Source organism: Ruminococcus sp. 1001136sp1_2201st1_G3_2201SCRN_220225, assembly GCF_040924365.1.
Taxonomy (GTDB): Bacteria; Bacillota; Clostridia; order Lachnospirales; family Lachnospiraceae; genus Blautia_A; species Blautia_A faecis.
Window position 1 is genome coordinate 1 of record NZ_JBCOME010000065.1, and the last position, 21,888, is coordinate 21,888.

The following is a 21,888-nucleotide window of genomic DNA, read 5'->3' on the forward strand; positions in this document are numbered from 1 at the left end:
CTGTTGATGGAAGCATTATACTACATTGGGACATTTTCCTTTGTGGTATATTAGGACATTATCATAAATGGTTCATAGACGTGAGAATGAAATGAAATTTTTTGTTGTGTTTTTCGGGAAAACTTGTTATATTAAAAATAATGGCTTTATTATGCTGAGCCAGAGATGGACGATCTGTGATGTTGTATTCGGGTCTCTGAATCTTAAAATGTATTTGAAAAATGATTTTTCAAACAGATTCTGGAACAGAGCTGACGCGACAGATCGCATTTGACTTATAATGGAGATAAATGTGAAGAAACAAAATAAACACGTGATTGCAATTGTGCAGGATGGAAGTATCGCACAGGAACTGGAGCTTGTGCCGGGAGATATACTGCTCACTGTAAACGGTCAGCCTGTGGAAGATATATTTGACTACCGATATCTGATGAATGAAGAATTCGTTGTTCTGGAAGTGGAAAAGGCAAACGGAGAGATCTGGGAGCTGGAGGTCGAGAAGGAATATGAAGAAGACCTTGGGATTACCTTTGAGAAGGATCTGATGGATGATTATCGTTCCTGTTCCAATCACTGCATTTTCTGTTTTATTGACCAGATGCCGCCTGGAATGAGAGATACTCTTTATTTTAAAGATGATGATTCCAGATTGTCCTTCATACAGGGAAATTATGTGACCCTGACCAATATGAGTGATCATGATATAGACCGGATCATCCGGTACCATCTGGAGCCCATTAATATTTCCATCCAGACCATGAATCCGGAACTGAGATGTAAAATGCTCCATAACCGCTTCGCCGGGGATGCATTGAAGAAGCTTCAGAAACTGTATGATGCAGGAATCACTATGAATGGGCAGATTGTTTTGTGCAAAGGAGTTAATGACGGTAAGGAACTGGATGACAGTATTCGCAAGATGTCTGCCTATGCACCAGTACTTCAGAGCGTTTCAGTAGTTCCGGTTGGTCTGACTAAGTTTCGTGAGGGGCTGTATCCGATGGAACAGTTTCAGAAGGAAGATGCATTAGAAGTTCTGGATATTATTCATTCCTGGCAGAAGAAAATGATGGACCAGTATGGCATTCATTTTATCCATGCTTCAGATGAATGGTACATTCTGGCAGGGAAGGATCTGCCCCTGGAAGAGTCCTATGATGGCTATCTTCAGCTGGAAAACGGTGTGGGAATGCTTCGGCTCCTTGGCGAAGAAGTGAAAGAAGCTGTTGCAGGCAGGACAGGAGATGACCGAAGGATAAAGGCTGTCAGTGCTACAGGTGCTTTGGCGGCACCATTTATTAAGAAATATATGGAGATGATCCATGAGAAATTTCCAAATGTAGAAGTGGATGTGATCTCCATAAGAAACGAATTTTTCGGAGAAACGATTACGGTGTCTGGTTTGATCACGGGACAGGATCTGATCAGACAATTAAGCGGCAGAGACCTTGGAGAGAAGCTTTTGCTTCCCTGCAACATGCTGAAAAATGAAGAAGATGTTTTTCTGGATGATATTTCTGTGGAAGAGCTTTCCAGGAAACTGAATGTAGAAATTGTAATTGTGGATGAAGGTGGTTCAGACCTTGTGTCTGCAGTCCTTGATCCGATTGAACATAAGAAACAGAAAAGGAGACAAATGTATGAGCAAACCGGTAGTAGCAATTGTGGGCAGGCCTAATGTAGGAAAATCCACATTGTTTAATGTACTGGCAGGGGATAAGATTTCCATTGTTAAAGATACGCCAGGTGTAACCAGAGACAGAATTTATGCAGATGTATCATGGCTGGATAATGATTTTACTATTATTGACACAGGTGGTATTGAACCGGATAGCGGCGATGTGATTCTTTCTCAGATGAGGGAGCAGGCTCAGATCGCTATTGATACTGCGGATGTCATTATCTTTATTACAGATGTACATCAGGGACTTGTGGATTCTGATGCGAAAGTTGCAGATATGCTTCGCCGCAGCGGCAAACCAGTGGTACTTGCAGTGAATAAGGTGGACAGCATTCAGAAATATATGATGGATGTTTATGAATTTTATAATCTGGGAATCGGCGAGCCATTTGCCATTTCTGCAGCTAACCGTCAGGGACTTGGAGATATGCTTGATGAGGTCGTAAAACATTTCCCGGAGGATACGGGAGAGGATGAGGATTCTGATATTCCGAAGATTGCTATTGTAGGTAAACCTAATGTTGGTAAGTCCTCTCTGATCAATAAGCTGCTGGGGGAAGACCGTGTAATCGTTTCAGATATTGCTGGAACCACTCGTGATGCAGTTGATACGAAGGTTACCTGGAACGAAAAAGATTATATTTTTATCGATACAGCCGGACTCCGCCGTAAAGCAAAAGTAAAAGAAGAAATTGAGCGCTTCAGTGTGATCCGTACTGTAACAGCTGTAGAACGTGCAGATGTTGTAGTTGTAATGATCGATGCATCAGAAGGCGTTACAGAGCAGGATGCAAAAATTGCCGGAATTGCCCATGAGAAAGGCAAGGGCGTGATCATTGCAGTGAATAAATGGGATGCTATTGAGAAAAATGACAAGACCATTTACAAACATACTAACCGTATTCGGGAGGTCCTTTCCTTTATGCCTTATGCAGAAATCGTGTTTATTTCTGCCCGAACAGGACTTCGGATTTCCAGAATGTTTGAGACACTGGATGCGGTAATTGAGAATCAAACTATGCGTATCCAGACTGGTGTGCTTAATGAGATCCTTGCAGAAGCAGTTGCCATGCAGCAGCCGCCGTCTGACAGGGGCCGCCGTCTGAAAATTTTCTACATGACACAGGTTGCGGTAAAACCGCCTACATTCGTAATCTTTGTCAATGACAAAGAACTTATGCATTTTTCCTACACCAGATATCTGGAAAATAAAATCCGGGATGCCTTTGACTTTGGCGGTACACCGCTGAAATTTATTGTAAGAGAGCGCGGAGAGAAGGAATAAAGATGGAACGTATTATTTGTCTGGCTATTGGATATTTGTTTGGAATGTTTCAGACGTCATACATTATCGGAAAAATCCATCACATGGATATCCGTCAATATGGAAGCGGCAATGCAGGAACTACCAATGCCCTTCGTACTCTTGGAAAAAAAGCGGGGGCAATGACTCTTATTGGCGATATGCTTAAATGTGTGATTGCCATTCTGATCGTGGATGCAGTATTTAAGAATCGGTATCAGGAAATTCTTCCATTGCTTGGCATGTACACGGCAGCAGGCTGCGTGCTTGGACATAATTTTCCGTTTTATCTTGGATTCAGGGGCGGCAAGGGAATTGCAGCTTCTGCGGGAATGCTGCTGGCAATGGACTGGAGAGTATTTCTGATCTGCGCGGTGATCTTTATTGGGCTGGTAGCTATTACCCGCTATGTGTCATTGGGGTCAATGGCAGCATATGTAGGTGCGCTGATTTGTTTCATTGGGTTTGGCGCTGCGGGAAGTTATGGCATGGATTTCCCTCATACATTTGAGATGGATGTGATCATGGGACTTATGACAGCACTTGCAATTTACAGACACAGGGCGAATATTTACCGCCTTTTAAATGGAACTGAGAATAAGCTTGGTGCAGCGAAAACTGCAGCCAAATAAGATGAGGTGATAAAATGGCAAAAATCAGCGTAATGGGAACCGGAAGCTGGGGAACAGCACTTGCAATACTGCTTCACAACAATGGTCATCAGGTTATGTTGTGGTCTGCACATCCGGAAAAGGCAGCCAGTCTGAATCAGACCCGGGAGGATCCGAAAAAGCTTCCCGGAATTAAAATTCCGGATGGAATTGTGATAACCGGTGATGAAAAGACAGCTTTGGATTCACCAGATATAGTTGTATTTGCCTCACCATCTGCTTATATGCGTGCTATCAGCAAACGACTTTCCCCATTGATTCGACGGGGACAGATTATTGTAAATGTGGCGAAAGGTGTAGAAGAAAATACGCTTATGCCTGTGTGTGATATTATTAAAGAAGAGATTCCTCAGGCAGATGTTTGTGTGCTTTCAGGACCAAGCCATGCGGAAGAAGTAAGCCGCGGACTCCCTACTACGTGTGTAGTCAGTGCCCGCAAAAAAGAGACCGCTGAATATCTCCAGGGCCTTTTTATGAGCCCTGTTTTCCGGGTGTATACTACACCGGATATGCTGGGGGTAGAGCTTGGCGGTGCCCTTAAGAATGTAATCGCCCTGGCAGCAGGGACTGCTGATGGCTTAGGGTATGGAGATAATACAAAGGCTGCTTTGATCACAAGAGGAATAGCAGAGATGGCGCGGCTTGGTGTCAAGATGGGCGCTAAATTGGAGACTTTTGCCGGCCTTTCCGGAATTGGTGATCTGATTGTTACCTGTGCCAGTGTGCACAGCCGAAACAGACGCGCCGGCTATCTGATGGGACAGGGTTACACCATGAAGCAGGCTATGGATGAAGTGCAGATGGTTGTGGAGGGCGTTTATTCCGCAAAGGCAGCCAAAGCGCTGGCTGAGAAATATAATGTGGAAATGCCGATCATTATGGAAGTAAATAAGCTTCTGTTTGAAAACAAGCCTGCATCTGAAGCTGTGAAAGACCTGATGCAGAGAGAGAAACAGGGAGAAATTTCCTGGGAACTGTGAATGCTATATTCAGCAAATAAGCTGTTGCAAAATATAAAATACAGAAAATATAACTGAAAGAATAGAACCGCAAAAAACTGCCAGAGCAGTGAGCAAAAAAACGAAAGAGTATGCTCAATGTTCTGGCAGTTAATAATTTACAAAGAGTGAAAAGATTAAAAAATAACATCCTTCAGATCATCCGGCACATGGGATGTATGGAGATCTTCATTTAAAGTATCCATGATCGCCATATCTTCATCCTCAATGTTGAAATCAAAAATATTGGCGTTGGAAGCAATGCGGTCTGGATTGACGGATTTCGGAATTACAGAAATACCCTTCTGGATTGCCCAGCGAAGACCGACCTGAGCAGGAGTATGTGCATACTTGGTTCCGAGAACACACATTACATCATTGTCAAGGTAAGCACCTCTGGCAAGCGGTGCATAAGCCTGAACCTGAATTCCTTCCGACTGGCAATATTCAATCAGTTCTTTCGGATAGCAAAGCGGATGACATTCGATCTGGTTGACAGCAGGTACAATACCGGAAATTTTCTTAAGCTCTTCCAGATGATGAATCTGGAAATTGCTGACGCCGATGGAAAGTACACGGCCGGTTTCAAGAAGTTTGGCCATCTCCAGCCAGGTTCCGGTATAGCAGCCAGGCACCGGCCAGTGAATCAGATAAAGATCCAGATAATCCAGCTTCAACCGCTCCATGCTTCTGTAAAAAGCACCATCTACATCTCCAAGTCGTTGCGCATTGTTCCAGATCTTGCTGGTGATAAAAAGTTCTTTGCGTGGGACACCACATTTGGCAATTGCCTTGCCTACACTTTCTTCGTTTTTGTAAGCGGAAGCAGTGTCAATAAGACGGTAGCCCGCGTTCACTGCAGCTGTAATGGCTGTCTCTGCTTCGTTATCTGCTGTTTTATATACACCAAGCCCTAAAAGGGGCATTTCTCTGTCGGTATTCAGGAATACGGTTTCTCTCAAAGCTAATTCCTCCTCATTAAACAATAAATGCTGCTGCTCATGAAGTAATCAGCAACCAATAAATTTCATTCATTATAGCATATAATTACAAAACATTCACCTGTTTTTTGCTTAAATACGCATTCGTTAATCTTTAGACAAACTTTAGAAATAACTGGTAAAATTGTACAGAAATTAAAACATATATTTGTGTGGTAAAGCGTTGAAATTTGGTAAAATTTTATAATTATCTCCTTGCGTAATAATGAGAAAGGTTGTATAATAAAAGAAAAATTTGATAAATTTATGTCATAACTCTGCGATTTTTTAGGTAGAAGAAAGAAAATGTGTTATGCATGAAGGTAAGAGGTATGCGGAATCTCATTATATTAATAGGGAATAGAATATCTTTATATCCATTCTTACATGTTTTCTCACGTTGCCGGCGTGAGTTTTTTTCGTGCCTGGAAGAGAAGCGATGTTATGATTTGTCTGCCGCATTCAAGGCGGAAAGGAGTATTTACTATGCATTTGATCAAAGATGAAAACGGCAATCTGATTCAGCATGGTCATGAGCATACTCACCAGCATACCCATGCAGACGGAGTGAGCCATACACATGCGCATACCCATGACGGATCAGAAAGTCATGACCATACACATAATGAGGGACAGAACTGCAGTACAGACTGCGGCGGCTGTCAGGGAGGGGACTGCAAGAATGAGACAGTAGCTCTTCTTACCTATATGCTGCAGCACAATGAGCACCATGCAGCGGAACTTGATCAGATGGCGGATAATCTTGCCAAGATGGGTATGGATGCCGCCGCGAAGACCATTAAGGAAAGCGTATCCGATTTCCAGAAAGGCAACATGCGCCTTGGCCTTGCCCTGACCCTTGTAAAAGAGGAAATGAAATAAGGAGGCATTATTATGTGTTTGGCAACTGTATATAAAGAAAATGACGATTCTGTAATCTTCAAGAACGTCAGCCGTATTAATGTAGATGGAAACAAACTTGTTCTCCGTGATATTATGGGTGATGAAAGAGTAGTAGAGGGAACCATCCTTATGGTAGACCTTGCGAACAGTATCGTTAAAGTAAAATGTGACTGACATGGATTTCCTGATTACTGTTCAGTGGAAATGTTTTACAAGGTGCGTTTGTGAACAAAATGCACAGTAACGTTTTCTTTTGATGAAGAAAGATAAAAGCGGATTGTTTAAGCAACCCGTGACGCTTATCAGATCTTGAGGTGTTATGCCTTTAGAATAAAAATTACTTAATACGTGGAGGTATGTAATTATGAAATTGTCAGAGGCAATGAGAGAAAGAATGCTTCTGTCTTTCGAGCTATTTCCGCCGAAGACAGAAAAGGGAATGGATAACCTTCCTGGGACAATCGATCATCTGATGAAATACAAACCTGCGTACATTTCCTGTACATACGGTGCAGGCGGCGGAAACGTTGGTGCTAACAGAGAAGTATGCCAGATGATCAGGAAGGCCGGAACAACACCGGTTACCCATTTTACAGTAATCAAGAACACGAAAGAGGGAATCAAAGAGCAGCTGGATCAGTACCTTGCAGAGGGAGTAGATCATATGCTTGCACTTCGTGGAGATATTCCGCTTGGTGAAACAACAACCTGCGGTGATTTCAACTACGCTACAGATCTTGTTAAATTTGTCCGTGACGAATTTGGTGACAAATTCGAAATCGCAGTTGCAGGATCTCCGGAGGGACACATTGCATGCCGCAGCCTTGATGCTGATATTGCAGTTCTGAGACAGAAACAGGACAATGGTGCCGATTATATCATGACTCAGCTTTGCTGGGATATGGAGCAGTTTAAATACTGGCTGGATTCAATCCGTGAGGCTGGTGTTACAATGCCTGTAGACGTAGGAGTTATGCCAATTCTTGACATGTCCGCTACAATTAATATGGCACTTTCCCGTAACGGTTGTGTAATGGACCGTGAGCTTTGCAGACTCATCTCCAGAAACTGGCTGTTCCCGAATCCATTTGCAGCAAAAGATGCTGATGGCAAGCCGTTTGATATGTTCTATGATGATAAGATCAAGAGATTCAAAGAAGAGGGAATCGAGTACACGATCAGACAGATCGACGAGTACCGCGCTCTCGGCGTAGATGGCATCCATCTGTATGCTTTGAATAAATGGAAAGATGTATCCGAGATCATTGACAGATCCGGACTTTGTACTTTAATCTAATCGATTTTGACTTAAATTTTTCAGGAGGCAATTGATAGTATTATGGCACATGTAATTGCTGTCGCAGGTAAAGGCGGCGTTGGTAAAACCACATTATGCGGAATGCTGATCCAGTATCTCTGCGAGAAAGGCAAAGGACCGATCCTTGCAGTAGATGCTGACGCAAACTCAAATCTGAACGAAGTTCTTGGAGTAGAAGTGGAGACTACACTTGGTGATGTAAGGGAAGAAATTGCCCGCGCAGAGCTTGCAAGCGAGAATCCGATCCCGGCGGGAATGTCCAAGGCGGATTACGCTGAAAGACGTTTTGAGGATGCTCTGGTAGAAGATGATGATTTTGATCTTCTGGTTATGGGCAGAACCCAGGGAAAAGGCTGCTACTGTTTTGTAAATGGACTTCTTCAGACCCAGCTTGCCAAATACCAGAATAATTATCCTTATATCGTAGTTGATAACGAAGCTGGTATGGAGCACATCAGCAGGGGAGTACTTCCGTCCATGCAGACAGCGATTCTGGTCAGTGACTGTTCCAGAAGAGGTGTACAGGCTGTAGGTCGTATTGCAGAGCTTATTAAAGAATGTGATATGCACCCGGATACAGTAGGCCTTATCATTAACCGTGCTCCTGGCGGAAAGCTGAATGACGGAATCAAAGAAGAGATTGAGAAGCAGGGTCTTCATCTTCTTGGCGTAGTGCCGCAGGATGAGACTGTTTACGAGTATGACTGCGAGGGTAAACCGACTGCAGGGCTTCCGGAAGATAATCCGGTAAAGATGGCTCTTCGTGAGATCGTAGATAAGCTTGTTTTATAAGGGAAGTCCCCCTTACCCCACATATTTATGTGATAAGAGGATAGAAATGGCATTATAATTCGCAGCAGGCAAGAACGCTGCTGCGGAATTTTTGTCAGGTATTTATCCCATGGGAGGGGATGGGTTCCGGAAAACGGAATATAAATAAATTTATCAAAAGTAACACATACTTAGAGGAGGTCAATAATGAGTGAATTCAAATTAACTACAGTGGAAGAATTCGAAGCTGCCACAGCCCGTCTTCTTGAGACTGGTGCAAAGGTAGGCGCTGATTCCTGGCAGATGCGTGTTAAGAATCAGACTCCACACTGTAAATTCGGTGAGCAGGGCGTATGTTGCCGAATCTGTTCAATGGGTCCGTGCCGTATTACACCTAAGGCACCGAGAGGTATCTGCGGATGCGATGTACATGGTATCGTAGGAAGAAACTTCCTTCGTTTCACAGCAGGTGGCGCAGCTACACACTCTGATCACGGACGTGAGATCTGTATCACACTTGGACATGCAAAAGAGGGCGGCGACTATCAGGTGAAAGATCCTGAGAAGCTGATCCGTATTGCAAAAGAGTGGGGCGTTGAGACAGAGGGTAAAGACATCTATGATCTGGCTCATGAAATGTCTGATCTTGCTCAGGAAGAATACGGAAAGATCAGAGGATATTCCAGATGGCTTAAGAGAGCACCTCAGCATACACAGGATCTGTGGCATGCAGCTGGAATTGAGCCAAGAGCAATTGACCGTGAGGTTTCCTGTGCACTTCATATGACTCATATGGGTAACACAAGTAAACCGGAGGCTCTGATCCGTCAGGCGCTTCGTAACGGTCTTTCCGATGGATGGGGCGGTTCCATGTGCGGAACTGAGTTCTCTGATGTCCTTTTCGGAACTCCAAAGCCAATCGATACCGAGGCTAACCTTGGTGTTATGAATGCAGAAAATGTAAACATCGTTGTTCATGGACATGACCCGAGTCTTTCTGAGATGATCTGTGAGTATGCAGACAGCAAAGAGATGATCGACTATGCGAAATCCATGGGTGCTAAGGGAATCACTGTTTCCGGTGTATGTTGTACATCTAATGAGGTTGCAATGCGTCGCGGTATTCCGATGGCAGGTAACTTCTTACAGCAGGAGAACGTTGTACTGACAGGTGCCTGTGAGGCAATCGTAGTTGACGTTCAGTGTATTTTCCCGGCACTTGGACCTCTTTCCAAATGCTTCCATACAAAATTCATCACAACTTCTCCAATCTGCCAGATGCCAGATTCCGATTTCATTGAATTTGATGCAGGTACAGCAGGAGAGAAAGCAAAACAGATCGTAAAACTTGCATGTGAGAACTTCAAGAACAGAAAACCAGAGCTTGTACATATCCCGGATCTGAAACATAAAGCTACTGTTGGTTACTCTGTAGAAGCAATCGTTAAGACACTTGACGGCGTAACAAACTCTCAGGTAGACGAGACTGGTACCACCAAACCTCTTCTTGAGTGTATTACATCTGGTGTTATCCGTGGTGCTGTTGCTATGGTTGGATGTAACAACCCGAAGGTCAGACCTGACACAGCTCACATCGAACTTATGAAGAAACTGATCGCAAACGATATCGTGATCATCGCTTCCGGATGTTCCGCTCAGGCAGCTGCTCGTGCAGGACTTATGGACAAAGCTGCAAAAGACCTTTGCGGTGCTGGTCTGAAACGTGTTTGCGAGCTTGCAGATATCCCGCCAGTATTACATATGGGATCCTGTGTTGATATCAGCCGTATGCTGATCCTTGCTTCTGAGCTTGCCAAGGATTCCGGACTGAACATTTCCCAGCTTCCAGTAGTAGGATGTGCTCCTGAGTGGATGTCTGAGAAGGCAGTTTCCATTGGAAACTATGTAGTAGCAACTGGTCTTGATACATATCTTGGTGTAGACCCATATGTTTCCGGTTCTACAGAGGTTGCAAGCCTCCTTACAGAAGGGGTACGTGACTGGGTAGAGGCAGCATATACAGTTGAGAAAGATATTGATAAATTAGGCGATCTTATGATTGCGAGAATCGAAGAAAAACGTGACGCTCTCGGAATCTGATCGAAGGAAAGGCGCGATTAACTTATGAAAATAGCAGTAACCGGTAAAGGCGGAGTAGGAAAGACAACTTTTGCGGCAACACTTGCCAGACTATATGCAGATGAAGGGAAAAAGGTCCTTGCAGCTGATGTTGACCCGGACGCAAACCTGGGACTGGCTCTTGGATTTGATGAGGAGACTTTAGATTCCATCGTTCCCATTTCCAAGATGCGTAAGCTGGTAGAGGAGCGTACCGGAGCCAACAGCCAGAATCAGTTTTATACACTGAATCCGAAGGTAGACGACATTCCGGACACCTACGGAAAGGTTTGTAATGGTGTAAAGCTGCTTGTCCTTGGAACCGTGGAAACAGGCGGAGGCGGATGTGTCTGTCCTGAACATGTCATGTTAAAAAGAATCATCAGCAACCTTGTAGTGCACAGGGATGATGTGGTAATTATGGATATGGAAGCCGGTCTGGAGCATCTGGGCCGGGGAACCACGGAGAGCATGGACGAATTTATTGTGGTGATCGAACCAGGTGCAAGAAGTGTACAGACCTACAAAAACGTAAAACGTCTTGCAAAGGATCTTGGCATTACTCAGGTTAAGGTAGTGGCCAACAAAGTACGGAACGAAGAGGATGAAGAATTTATCCGCAACAAGATTCCGGCAGAAGATCTTCTTGGAATGATCCATTACAATGTAGAAGTTATGGACGCAGACCGCCAGGGTAAATCACCCTATGATTTCAGTGAGACAGTAACATCTGAGATCAGAAAGATTAAAGAAAAGATAGACAACGAATCAAGTCTGTAAATAATAGGAGGTACTACAGTGACTTTATTTGATAGAGTATTCAGCGGAAACGACGCTGTTTATGGATTAACAGAGGGCGCTATTGATGCAGCCATCGCACAGCATGGCGAAGACAAAGCAGTAAGCTTCCCTGATACCGCTTACAGCCTTCCTTGCTACTATTCAGTAACAGGAACCAAGGTTACAACCTTAAAAGAGTTAAAAGAGGCTCTTGGCGTTGTAAAAACTCTTATGACAAGAGAGAAAAGACTGAACGACGCATTCATGTCCGGTATTGCTACCGCACTTTGCGCAGAGTTCATCGAAGTTCTGAAATATATCGACGGAGCAACACCATATGAGGAGCCATGCTATGGCCACCTTGCAGATGCTGTGATCCGTGAGCTTGGTGTACCGCTTGTAACAGGCGATATCCCTGGTGTAGCCGTTATCCTTGGAACAGCTCCATCTGTAGAAGAGGGTGTTGCACTTGTAAAGAGCTATCAGGCACAGGGTATTCTTGTAACACTGGTTGGCGGAATCATTGACCAGGTGAAGGAAGCTGGCATGAACACTGGAGCAAACGTACGTGTTATTCCTCTTGGAAAAGACGTTACAGCAGTTATCCACGTTGTATCTGTTGCACTTCGTGCAGCTCTGATCTTCGGTAACGTAACACCTGGAGATGCAGGTACACTTATGAAATATACAATGGACCGTGTTCCGGCATTCGTTAACGCATTCGGACCTCTGGATGACGTTGTAGTTGCTTGCGGAGCTGGCGCTATCGCACTTGGCTTCCCGGTAATCACAAACGAGACAGAGAACATCTTCCGTGTACCGAAGAGCCTTATCGTTCAGGAGGACGTAAGCAAATTCAACGCTACTTCCCTTGAGGCTCGTGACATCAAGATCAAGATCACAAACATCGATATCCCGGTTGCATTCGCATCTGCATTCGAGGGCGAGATCATCCGTCGTAAAGACATGCGTGTTGAGTTCGATGGTTCCCGTGTTGACTGTGCTGAGCTTGTACATACCTGTGACGCTTCTGAGATCGAGGATCACAAGATCACAGTTGTAGGACCGGAAGTTGACGAGATGGAAGACGGAAGCAAGAACAGCATTGCATACGTTGTTAAGGTTGCCGGTAAGAACATGCAGCCTGACTTTGAGCCTGTTATCGAGCGTAAATTCCACAACTACATCAACTGTATTGAGGGTGTATATCACACCGGTCAGAGAGATATGCAGCGTATCCGTATCAGCCATGCAGCATTTGATGCAGGATTCCGTATCAAACATATCGGTGAAGTTCTTTATACTCAGGTTAAGAACGAATTTGACGCAGTTGTTGACAAGTGTGAGGTTGTGATCTACACAGATCCTGCTGAGTGTACCAGAATCCGTCATGAAGTTGCAATTCCGACATTCGAGAAACGTGATGATCGTCTTGCAAACCTCACTGACGAGTCTGTTGATGTATATTACAGCTGTATCCTCTGCCAGGCATTCTCCCCGTCTCACGTTTGTGTTGTTACACCAGAGAGACTTGGACTTTGCGGTGCCGTTTCATGGCTGGATGCAAAAGCTACCAACGAGCTTGATCCGAACGGACCTTGCCAGGTGATCACCAAAGAGCGTCCGATCAATGAAGAGCTTGGTTCTTATGAAGACGTTGATGAAGCGGTTCAGAAGTTCTCCCAGGGTGCTCTGGAGCACGTTACCCTGTACTCCATCATGCAGGATCCTATGACTTCCTGCGGATGCTTCGAGTGTATCTGCGGTATCGAGCCATTCTCCAACGGTGTAGTTATTGCTAACCGTGAGTATGCAGGTATGACACCTCTCGGAATGACCTTCTCTGAGATGGCTTCCATGACAGGTGGTGGTGTTCAGACTCCTGGATTCATGGGACATGGTAAACACTTCATCGCTTCCAAGAAATTCATGAAGGCTGAGGGCGGTATCGAGCGTATCGTATGGATGCCGAAAGAATTAAAAGAGTTCATCGCAGAGAAATTAAATGCTACTGCAAAAGAACTTTACGGAATCGATAACTTTACAGATATGATCGGTGATGAGACTGTTGCTACAGATCCTGAGACTCTGGTAGGATTCCTTACAGAGAAGGGACATCCGGCACTTGGACTTGACCCGATGATGTAATTTATCCAGCAGCTCCTGCTGCAAAATGGAGATAATTTCCCTGGAGTCTGTCTCCTTTAGACAGGCTCCGGGATTCACTATTTCCGGCAGGAATACTGATTTATAGTTTCGCTGCGGAGGGCGAACAAGCAGATCATTTTGATTGCGGAATGAAATGATCTGTATCTGATAATTTATTTAGCAGCAAACCAATGGATAGAGGCGGAGCCTTACATGGTTTGTGATAGAAGATTAACAGAAAAGGAGATGCAGAAAATTGTTAATTAACAGAATTTTCAGCGGTAATGATGCAGTATACGGTCTAACAGAAAAAGCCGTAAACGATGCTGTACAGCAGCATGGTGCAGATAAGGCAGTGGGATTTCCACACACAGCATATTGTCTTCCATGCTATTATGCAGTAACCGGTGTGAAGATCAAAACACTTGGAGAACTGCAGGCAGCCCTTGGCGTCGTAAAATCTCTTATGACAAGAGAGCATGCTCTGGATGATGCTCTTATGTCAGGTGTAGCAACAGCCCTCTGTGCGGAATTTATTGAAGCACTGAAGTATCTTGATGGGGCAGAACCCTATCAGGAGCCTTGTTATGGCCATCTTGCAGATTCCATTATCCGTGAGCTTGGTGTACCGCTTGTAACAGGAGATATCCCTGGTGTAGCCGTTATCCTTGGCAGCGCACCGACTGCACAGGAAGGTGTTGACCTGATCAAGAGCTATCAGGCACAGGGTATCCTGGTAACATTAGTTGGCGGTATCATTGACCAGGCACAGGAGCTTGGTCTTAAGATGGGCTATAATTTACGAATTGTTCCTTTGGGAAAAGACGTAACATCTGTTATCCACGTTGTATCTGTTGCACTTCGTGCAGCACTAATCTTCGGCAATGTAACACCTGGCGATGCAGCAAGCCTTCTTACATACACCAAAGACAGGGTTCCGGCATTTGTAAATGCTTTCAAACCTGTTGATGATGTAGTTCTTGCAGCCGGTGCTGGTGCGATCAAGCTTGGTTTCCCGGTAATCTCCAATGAGGATGAGAACATTGTGGAAGTACCAGGAGCCCTGATCGCGCGTCCGAACGTTGCTGACTTTAATAAGGTTTCCCTTGAAGCAAGAGGAATCAAGATCAAGATCACAAAGGTGGATATTCCGGTAGCATTTGCGTCTGCCTTTGAAGGTGAGATCATTCGTCGTAAAGATATGCGTGTGGAATTTGACGGTTCCCGTGTGGACTGCGTAGAGCTTGTGCAGACTAAGGAAATGAACGAGGTCGAGGATCACAAGATTACTGTCGTAGGTCCGGAAGTCGATAGCTTCGAACCTGGAAGCAAGCACAGCCTTGCCTACGTGGTAGAAGTAGCTGGTAAGAAGATGCAGCCGGATTTTGAACCGGTTATCGAGCGTAAATTCCACAATTATATAAACTGCATTGAAGGTGTATATCACACAGGACAGAGGGATATGTTCCGTATCCGTATCAGCAATGATGCTTTTGCAGCAGGTTTCAGAGCAAAACACTTTGGTGAAGTTCTTTACACTCAGGTAAAGAATGAGTTCGAGGCTGTTGTAGATAAGTGTCAGGTAACTGTCTATACAGATCCGGATGAGTGTACCAGAATGCGTCATGAAGTAGCAATCCCTACTTTTGACAAACGTGATGCACGTCTGGAGACATTGACTGATGAATCTGTAGATGTTTATTACAGCTGTATCCTGTGTCAGGCATTTTCTCCGTCACATGTCTGCGTAGTAACACCGGAGAGACTTGGACTTTGTGGAGCCGTTTCATGGCTGGATGCAAAAGCAACCAATGAACTGGATCCAAACGGCCCATGTCAGATCATCACCAAGGAGCGCCCGATCGATGTAAATCTGGGCTCTTACGAGGATGTTGATGAAGCAGTAAAGAAATATTCCCAGGGTGCTCTGGAGCATGTTACTCTGTACTCCATCATGCAGGATCCTATGACCTCCTGCGGATGCTTCGAGTGTATTTGCGGTATTGAGCCATTTTCTAATGGTGTGGTTATCGCAAACCGTGAGTATGCAGGCATGACACCTCTTGGAATGACGTTCTCCGAGATGGCTTCCATGACCGGCGGCGGTGTTCAGACACCAGGCTTTATGGGACATGGAAAACACTTTATTTCATCCAAGAAATTCATGAAGGCAGAGGGCGGAATTGAGCGTATCGTATGGATGCCAAAGGAATTAAAAGAGACCGTGGCGGAGCGACTCAATAAGACTGCAAAAGAACTCTATGGCATTGACAACTTCACTGATATGATCGGTGATGAGACCGTTGCCACAGATCCGGAAGTTCTTGTTGCATTTTTAACAGAACATAACCATCCTGCATTGTCAATGGATCCGATGATGTAGTATAATGGTTCTGTATAATTTTTACAAATTTTTAAGGAGGCTTTAAGAAATGCCATTTAATCAGAAACCACAGAAGTTCAACGCAAAGATCAACACTGTTACGGTTGGAACTGGCGATAAAGCGGTTACTATTGGAGGAAATTCTACATTTCCTTTCTATACATTTGACGCACCAACCGAGAACAGCCCGAAAATCGGTGTAGAGATCACGGATATGGGACTTGATGACTTTGCACCTGGAATCAAAGCATATTATGAAGGATGCACCACCATGGCTGAGATCGCTCAGAAAGCAGCAGCTATGGAAGGTGGAGATTTCGTTGTACTCAACCTGGAAGGCGGAGATCCAAACGGAGTAAACAAATCTACAGAAGAACTTATTGCAATCGTAAAAGAGGTTGCAGATGCAATCGACTGTCCATTAGTAGTTGAAGGCTGCAAAAATGTGGAGAAGGATGCGGAACTTCTTCCGAAGGTTGCAGAGGCACTTCAGGGCAGAAACGTGATCGTGATGTCTGAGAAGGAAGAAAACTACAAGGCAATCGGTGCTGCAGCAGGACTTGCTTACAACCAGATCGTAGGCGCTGAGTCCGCTGATGATATCAACCTTGCAAAACAGTTGAACGTAGTAACAACACAGTTAGGTGTTGATGCGAAGAAGATCGTTATGAACGTAGGAACAGCTACCGTTGGTTATGGTTACGAGTATGTTGTTTCCACTATGGACCGTATCAAAGGTGCAGCATTATCCCAGAATGATAACATGCTGCAGATGCCTATTATTACACCAGTTTCTTCTGAGACATGGGGCGTAAAGGAATCAGTTGCAACTGAGGAAGATATGCCAGAATGGGGCTCAGAGGATGAGCGTGGTATCGACATGGAAGTTATGACAGCAGCAGCAGACCTGGCAGCAGGATCTGACGCAGTTATCTTAAGACATCCAGAGTCTGTAAAGACCATCGCTAAGATGATCAAAGCACTTGTGTAATATTTTTAGGAGGGAAAAATTGATATGGCACTGAATGGTATTCAGATTTTTAAATTAACACCAAAGAAAAACTGTAAGGAATGTGGATGCCCGACATGTATGGCTTTCTCCATGAAAGTTGCACAGGGCGCTTTAAAGATTGAGCAGTGTCCACATATGTCTGAGGAAGCATTAGCATCTCTTTCCGAGGCAACTGCTCCGCCAATGAAGACGATCAAGATTGGTACTGGCGATGAGGAGCTTACCCTTGGTGGTGAGACCGTTCTTTTCAGACATGAGAAGACCTTTGTAAACAAGACAAGATATGCAGTAGAGCTTTGCACATGCATGGATGACGCTACTGTAGATGCAAAACTGGCTGAGATCCCGAAGGTTGATTATGACCGTATCGGTGAGAGAATGTACGCAGAGATCGTTTACGTAAACTGCGATGCAGAAGCAACAGCTGACAAATATGTAGCACTTGTACAGAAAGCAGCAGCTCTTGGACGTACCCTGATCCTTGGATGTTCTGATCCGGAGATCGCAAAAGCAGCCCTTGAGGTTTGCAAAGACAGCAAGCCGGTATTAAACGGAGCAAATGCTTCTAACTATGAGGCTATGAACGCAGTTGCAACAGCAGCTGGTGTTGTTCTTGGTGTATCTGGCAAAGATCTTAACGAGTTATATGATACTACAGCAGCAATCGAGAAACTTGGAAACAAGAATCTGGTACTTGATGTAACAGGCGCTGACATCAAAGAGACCTTCGGCAATGCCGTACAGGTACGTCGTGCAGCTCTGAAGGATCAGGACAGAACATTCGGTTATCCATCCATCGTAAACCTTGCAAAGATCGCTGGTGGTGACTATCACCTTCAGGCAGGTCTGGCAGCTATGTTTACAATGAAATACGGTTCCATCGTTGTTATGGAGCGTATGACATATGCAGAGGCACTTCCGTTATATGGTCTGCGTCAGAACGTATTTACTGACCCGCAGAAGCCAATGCGTGTAGAGCCAGGTATCTACCCGATGAACGGTGGAGATGAGAATTCTCTTGTTGTTACAACTGTTGACTTCGCTCTTACATATTTCCTTGTATCTGGAGAGCTGGAGCGTTCCGGTGTTCCGCTTAATCTTGTTATCAACGATGCCGGCGGTTTATCCGTACTGACATCCTGGGCAGCAGGAAAATTCTCCGGAAACAGTATTTCTACATTCTTCAAAGAGAAAGTAGAGCCAAATGTTAAGAGCAGACGTCTGGTAATCCCAGGTAAGGTTGCAGTCCTGAAGGGTGATCTGGAAGCAAAACTTCCAGGATGGGAAATCATCGTTGGACCAAGAGAAGCTGTACAGCTTGTGAAGTTCTTAAAGGATCTTGAAGGCTGATTTAAGCCTTTAAGACCCTAAAAGGGTATGCCGCTTATGGGCGGCACCACTATAAATGTAAAGGAGAACATTTGACATGGCAAAATTTGTTACAATTGGAGAGAGACTTTCAACAACAGCACCTTCTGTAAACAAAGCATTTACAGAGAGAGATCCTGAGCCGATCTTAAAGAGAGCAAAACAGCAGCTTGATGCTGGTGCTGTTTATCTTGATGTAAACATCGGACCAGCTGAGAACGATGGAGAAGACCTGATGAAATGGGCTGTTAAGCTTCTTCAGGAGAACTTCGACAACGTTCCGCTGTCTCTGGATACATCCAACAAAAAAGCAATTGAGGCTGGTATTTCCGTATACAACCGTTCCAAAGGAAAACCAATCGTAAACTCTGCTGATGCAGCTGGAAGAATTGAGAACATCGACCTTGCAGCAGCTAACGATGCAATCGTTATCGCTCTTTGCAACGGTGAAGGTATTGCAAAAGACAACGACGAGCGTATGATGTACTGCCAGATGCTTCTTGAAAGAGGTATGGAGCATGGTATGGACGCAAGTGATCTGTGGTTTGACCCGCTGTTCCTGGTTGTTAAAGGAATGCAGGACAAACAGATGGAAGTACTTGAGGCTATTAAAATGTTCTCCGATATGGGACTGAACTCTACAGGTGGTCTGTCCAACAACAGTAACGGTATGCCGAAGAACATCCGTCCAATCATGGATTCCGCATTAGTTGCTATGGCTATGATGCAGGGCCTTACATCCGCAATTGTTAACCCTAACGACCTTCGTCTTATGGAAACAATCAAATCCTGCGATGTATTCAAGGGCAACACCCTGTATGCTGATTCCTATCTTGAACTGTAATTATTTGTAATTCGTTTCTAAATAGGGACGTAAGATACAAAAGGGGCTGGGGCTTTGGCCTCAGTCCCTTTTTCTAACGGATAAGAATAATAATGATGTCTGTTTTGGCAGATATATGACCATATGAGAAAGGTGAGTGCCGGATGTTTAAGGTTACATTTTCTTTTGAAGATGGCAGTGTGGTAGAACATTTTGCCAATGCGGGGGACAATTTACTTGAATTAGCCAGAGAGGCCAATGTGGCCATCGACGCGCCGTGCTCCGGAAATGCTTCCTGCGGAAAGTGCCGGGTACAGTTAAAAAAAGGAGAACTGGACAGCAAGAAAACCTTACATATCAGTGAGGAAGAATATCAGGAGGGATGGCGTCTTGCCTGCACCAGCAAGATCTGTGCAGATGTGACCGTACTGGTACCTGATATTGCGTCTGCTTACAAGAGCAGAATGAAGGTTGCAGATCTCAGCTCCAAAGAGGAAATTGCCATTTTCGAGAATTCCAAAAGAGACGTAGAAATGACCGGTATTGAGCTCAGAAACAGTCTGGATGTAATTGAACTTGATATGAATGAGCCAAGTCTTGATGACACCATGCCGGATAATGAGCGCCTTACAAGAGCATTAAAGAAATATATGAATCTGAAACAGGTAAGGATTCCTTACGCTGTATTAAGAAAATTGCCGGATGTACTCCGGGAAAATCATTTTAAGGTAAAATGTGTGGTTCGCACTGCACCCAATGATCTTTTTGTATACGATATTTTCGGAAAAGATGAAGAGGTGGTAGTGGGCGGACTTGCAGTGGATATTGGTACCACAACTGTTTCCGCAGTTCTGCTCAACATGGAGACTGGAGAGATTCTTGCCAAGGCTTCTTCTGGAAACGGACAGATCCGTTTTGGTGCAGATGTTATTAATCGCATCATCGAGCAGCAGAAACCAGGTGGTAAGAAGAAACTACAGGATGCAGTAATTAAAGAGACAATCAATCCAATGATCGCACAGATGTGTAAAAGTGCAGGCATTCCTGCCAGTCATATTTACAGAATGTCTGTGGGAGCAAATACAACAATGAATCATCTGTTTGCCGGAATCAATGCGGATCCGGTCCGTATGGAACCGTATATTCCTGCATTCTTTAAGACCAATTCCCTTTTTGCTTCTGATGTGGGAATTGCTATTAATAAAGACGCGCATATTATCATTGCGCCGAATATCGGAAGCTATGTAGGCGGTGATATCACTGCCGGAACTTTAGTAAGTATGATCTGGAACAGACCAGAGTTTTCTTTATTTATCGATCTTGGAACTAACGGTGAGCTGGTATTTGGCAACTCTGATTTTATGATGAGCTGTGCATGTTCCGCCGGTCCGGCTTTCGAGGGTGGTGATATCAGCTGTGGTATGCGTGCAACTGATGGAGCTATTGAAGCTTGTACCATTGATAAGGAGACTATGGAACCAACTTATAAAGTAGTTGGAGAATCGGGAACCAAGCCGGTTGGACTTTGTGGTTCCGGAATCATTGATGTGATCAGCGAGCTTTTTATGTGCGGAATCATCAATCCTAAGGGCAAATTTGTCCGTGAGGGTGAGAGAATCCGTCACGATAAATACGGAATGGGAAGTTATGTGATTGCATTTGAAAAGGATGCAGGCTCTGTGAAGGATATTGAAATCACAGAGGTTGATATTGACAACTTTATCCGTGCCAAAGGTGCTATTTTCTCAGCCATCAGAACTATGATAAACAGTCTTGATTTTGACGTGAGCATGATCGATGACGTATACGTTGCCGGTGGTATCGGAAGTGGAATCAATATGAGAAATGCTGTAAATATCGGAATGTTCCCGGATATTCCTCTGGAGAAATTCCATTATATCGGCAACTCTTCCCTGACGGGTTCCTATCTGATGCTTCTTTCTACAGAGGCCGAGAAGAAGACCTATGAGCTTGCTGCAAACATGACATATATGGAGCTTTCTACAGTGCCAACTTATATGGACGAATTTGTAGGAGCGTGCTTTATTCCTCATACAGATACGGGAATGTTCCCTGATGTAATGAATGATTTACAGAACAGGAAGTAATTAATAAAATGCCATTTACAATTGATGACTTAAATTATGATAAAGACAGCAAGGAGAGAATGCCATGGGAGCATTATCTTGAGCTGTATGCAAAAGCTGACCCGAAGGAGATCGCATCCAGACTTTCCATTCCATATGATGAAGAGGCTAAGGAATTTACTCTGACTTTCCTGGGCTCTGAATATAAGATCACATATCCGGATTTCCAGGTAAAACATGTGGCAGATGAGAAGAAATGTTATCCTCTGGAGGATATGATCTACGCAAAGATTCTTACCATTCGTTTTCTGTTAAATGGTTCCGCCTCTGTGGGGACTGGCAGGTTTAAAACTTACCGGGAAATGCCATGGGGAGAAGTGTACCTGAGACAGTTTGACGGACGTTGTATCAAAAGGCTTGCATTTACCTATGGAAACAGACTGGATGATTTCCGGCTTGTAATGGATCATATGAAATGCACTCCGGTGAAATTCGGAGATGTGGCTTATGAGCTTTCCATTTATCCGGGATATCAGATCCAGAT

18 protein-coding genes are annotated in these 21,888 nt (G+C 44.4%); 17 read left to right on the forward strand and 1 reads right to left on the reverse strand.

Translation table 11 applies throughout. The annotated features are described in order from the left end of the window. Window positions 1-292: 292 nt before the first annotated feature. From AB5642_RS16995 to AB5642_RS17010, 4 genes are read left to right on the forward strand one after another with little or no spacing between them, the layout of a single operon-like run. A complete protein-coding gene (locus tag AB5642_RS16995; protein WP_330382734.1) occupies window positions 293-1,678 on the forward strand; it encodes a DUF512 domain-containing protein in 1,386 nt (461 codons plus the stop codon). Continuing rightward, entirely contained in the window at window positions 1,641-2,966 is a 1,326-nt protein-coding gene (gene der / locus AB5642_RS17000) for a ribosome biogenesis GTPase Der (protein ID WP_118578448.1), read from the forward strand. The genes AB5642_RS16995 and der overlap by 38 nt, the downstream gene beginning before the upstream one ends. Before the next feature lie 2 nt (window positions 2,967-2,968). After that, entirely contained in the window at window positions 2,969-3,616 is a 648-nt protein-coding gene (plsY, locus tag AB5642_RS17005; RefSeq protein WP_118578447.1) for a glycerol-3-phosphate 1-O-acyltransferase PlsY, read from the forward strand. Between the two features lie 14 nt (window positions 3,617-3,630). Then, window positions 3,631-4,635, forward strand: coding sequence for an NAD(P)H-dependent glycerol-3-phosphate dehydrogenase (locus tag AB5642_RS17010; protein ID WP_148462604.1), 1,005 nt, complete (start codon window positions 3,631-3,633; stop codon window positions 4,633-4,635). Window positions 4,636-4,790: 155 nt separating this feature from the next. On the opposite strand, the gene AB5642_RS17015 is transcribed toward AB5642_RS17010, so the two are convergent. After that, window positions 4,791-5,615 carry an aldo/keto reductase gene (locus AB5642_RS17015; protein WP_118578446.1) on the reverse strand — a complete coding sequence of 275 codons (825 nt, stop codon included), beginning with the start codon at window positions 5,613-5,615 and terminating at the stop codon, window positions 4,791-4,793. Window positions 5,616-6,119: 504 nt separating this feature from the next. Here AB5642_RS17015 and AB5642_RS17020 point away from each other — a divergent pair. From AB5642_RS17020 to AB5642_RS17080, 13 genes are all read left to right on the forward strand, one after another. After that, window positions 6,120-6,515 (forward strand): cobalt transporter, encoded by a 396-nt coding sequence (locus AB5642_RS17020; RefSeq protein WP_173718657.1) that lies wholly within the window; start codon window positions 6,120-6,122, stop codon window positions 6,513-6,515. Between the two features lie 12 nt (window positions 6,516-6,527). Next, window positions 6,528-6,710, forward strand: coding sequence for a CooT family nickel-binding protein (locus tag AB5642_RS17025; RefSeq protein WP_118578444.1), 183 nt, complete (start codon window positions 6,528-6,530; stop codon window positions 6,708-6,710). A gap of 190 nt (window positions 6,711-6,900) precedes the next feature. Continuing rightward, window positions 6,901-7,833: a methylenetetrahydrofolate reductase gene (locus AB5642_RS17030; RefSeq protein WP_173718658.1), complete on the forward strand. Its 933-nt coding sequence runs from the start codon at window positions 6,901-6,903 to the stop codon at window positions 7,831-7,833. A 42-nt stretch (window positions 7,834-7,875) separates the two neighbouring features. Further along, window positions 7,876-8,646, forward strand: a complete 771-nt coding sequence (locus tag AB5642_RS17035; RefSeq protein WP_118578442.1) for an AAA family ATPase — start codon at window positions 7,876-7,878, stop codon at window positions 8,644-8,646. A 186-nt stretch (window positions 8,647-8,832) separates the two neighbouring features. Further along, window positions 8,833-10,725, forward strand: a complete 1,893-nt coding sequence (cooS, locus tag AB5642_RS17040; protein WP_148462601.1) for an anaerobic carbon-monoxide dehydrogenase catalytic subunit — start codon at window positions 8,833-8,835, stop codon at window positions 10,723-10,725. 24 nt (window positions 10,726-10,749) lie between these two features. Then, window positions 10,750-11,523: an AAA family ATPase gene (locus AB5642_RS17045; protein WP_118578441.1), complete on the forward strand. Its 774-nt coding sequence runs from the start codon at window positions 10,750-10,752 to the stop codon at window positions 11,521-11,523. A gap of 18 nt (window positions 11,524-11,541) precedes the next feature. Further along, window positions 11,542-13,671 (forward strand): acetyl-CoA decarbonylase/synthase complex subunit alpha/beta, encoded by a 2,130-nt coding sequence (gene acsB, locus AB5642_RS17050; protein ID WP_118578440.1) that lies wholly within the window; start codon window positions 11,542-11,544, stop codon window positions 13,669-13,671. A 256-nt stretch (window positions 13,672-13,927) separates the two neighbouring features. After that, a complete protein-coding gene (acsB, locus tag AB5642_RS17055) occupies window positions 13,928-16,054 on the forward strand; it encodes an acetyl-CoA decarbonylase/synthase complex subunit alpha/beta (protein ID WP_173718659.1) in 2,127 nt (708 codons plus the stop codon). Between the two features lie 49 nt (window positions 16,055-16,103). After that, window positions 16,104-17,045 carry an acetyl-CoA decarbonylase/synthase complex subunit delta gene (gene acsD, locus AB5642_RS17060; protein ID WP_118578438.1) on the forward strand — a complete coding sequence of 314 codons (942 nt, stop codon included), beginning with the start codon at window positions 16,104-16,106 and terminating at the stop codon, window positions 17,043-17,045. Between the two features lie 24 nt (window positions 17,046-17,069). Next, window positions 17,070-18,416 (forward strand): acetyl-CoA decarbonylase/synthase complex subunit gamma, encoded by a 1,347-nt coding sequence (gene acsC, locus AB5642_RS17065; RefSeq protein WP_118578437.1) that lies wholly within the window; start codon window positions 17,070-17,072, stop codon window positions 18,414-18,416. 76 nt (window positions 18,417-18,492) lie between these two features. After that, window positions 18,493-19,278, forward strand: a complete 786-nt coding sequence (gene acsE / locus AB5642_RS17070) for a carbon monoxide dehydrogenase/acetyl-CoA synthase methytransferase subunit (RefSeq protein ID WP_118578436.1) — start codon at window positions 18,493-18,495, stop codon at window positions 19,276-19,278. Window positions 19,279-19,421: 143 nt separating this feature from the next. Beyond that, window positions 19,422-21,365, forward strand: a complete 1,944-nt coding sequence (gene acsV, locus AB5642_RS17075) for a corrinoid activation/regeneration protein AcsV (RefSeq protein ID WP_173718660.1) — start codon at window positions 19,422-19,424, stop codon at window positions 21,363-21,365. Window positions 21,366-21,373: 8 nt separating this feature from the next. After that, window positions 21,374-21,888, forward strand: a 515-nt coding sequence (locus AB5642_RS17080) for a DUF3786 domain-containing protein (protein ID WP_368371772.1), incomplete at its 3' end; no start/stop codon positions are given.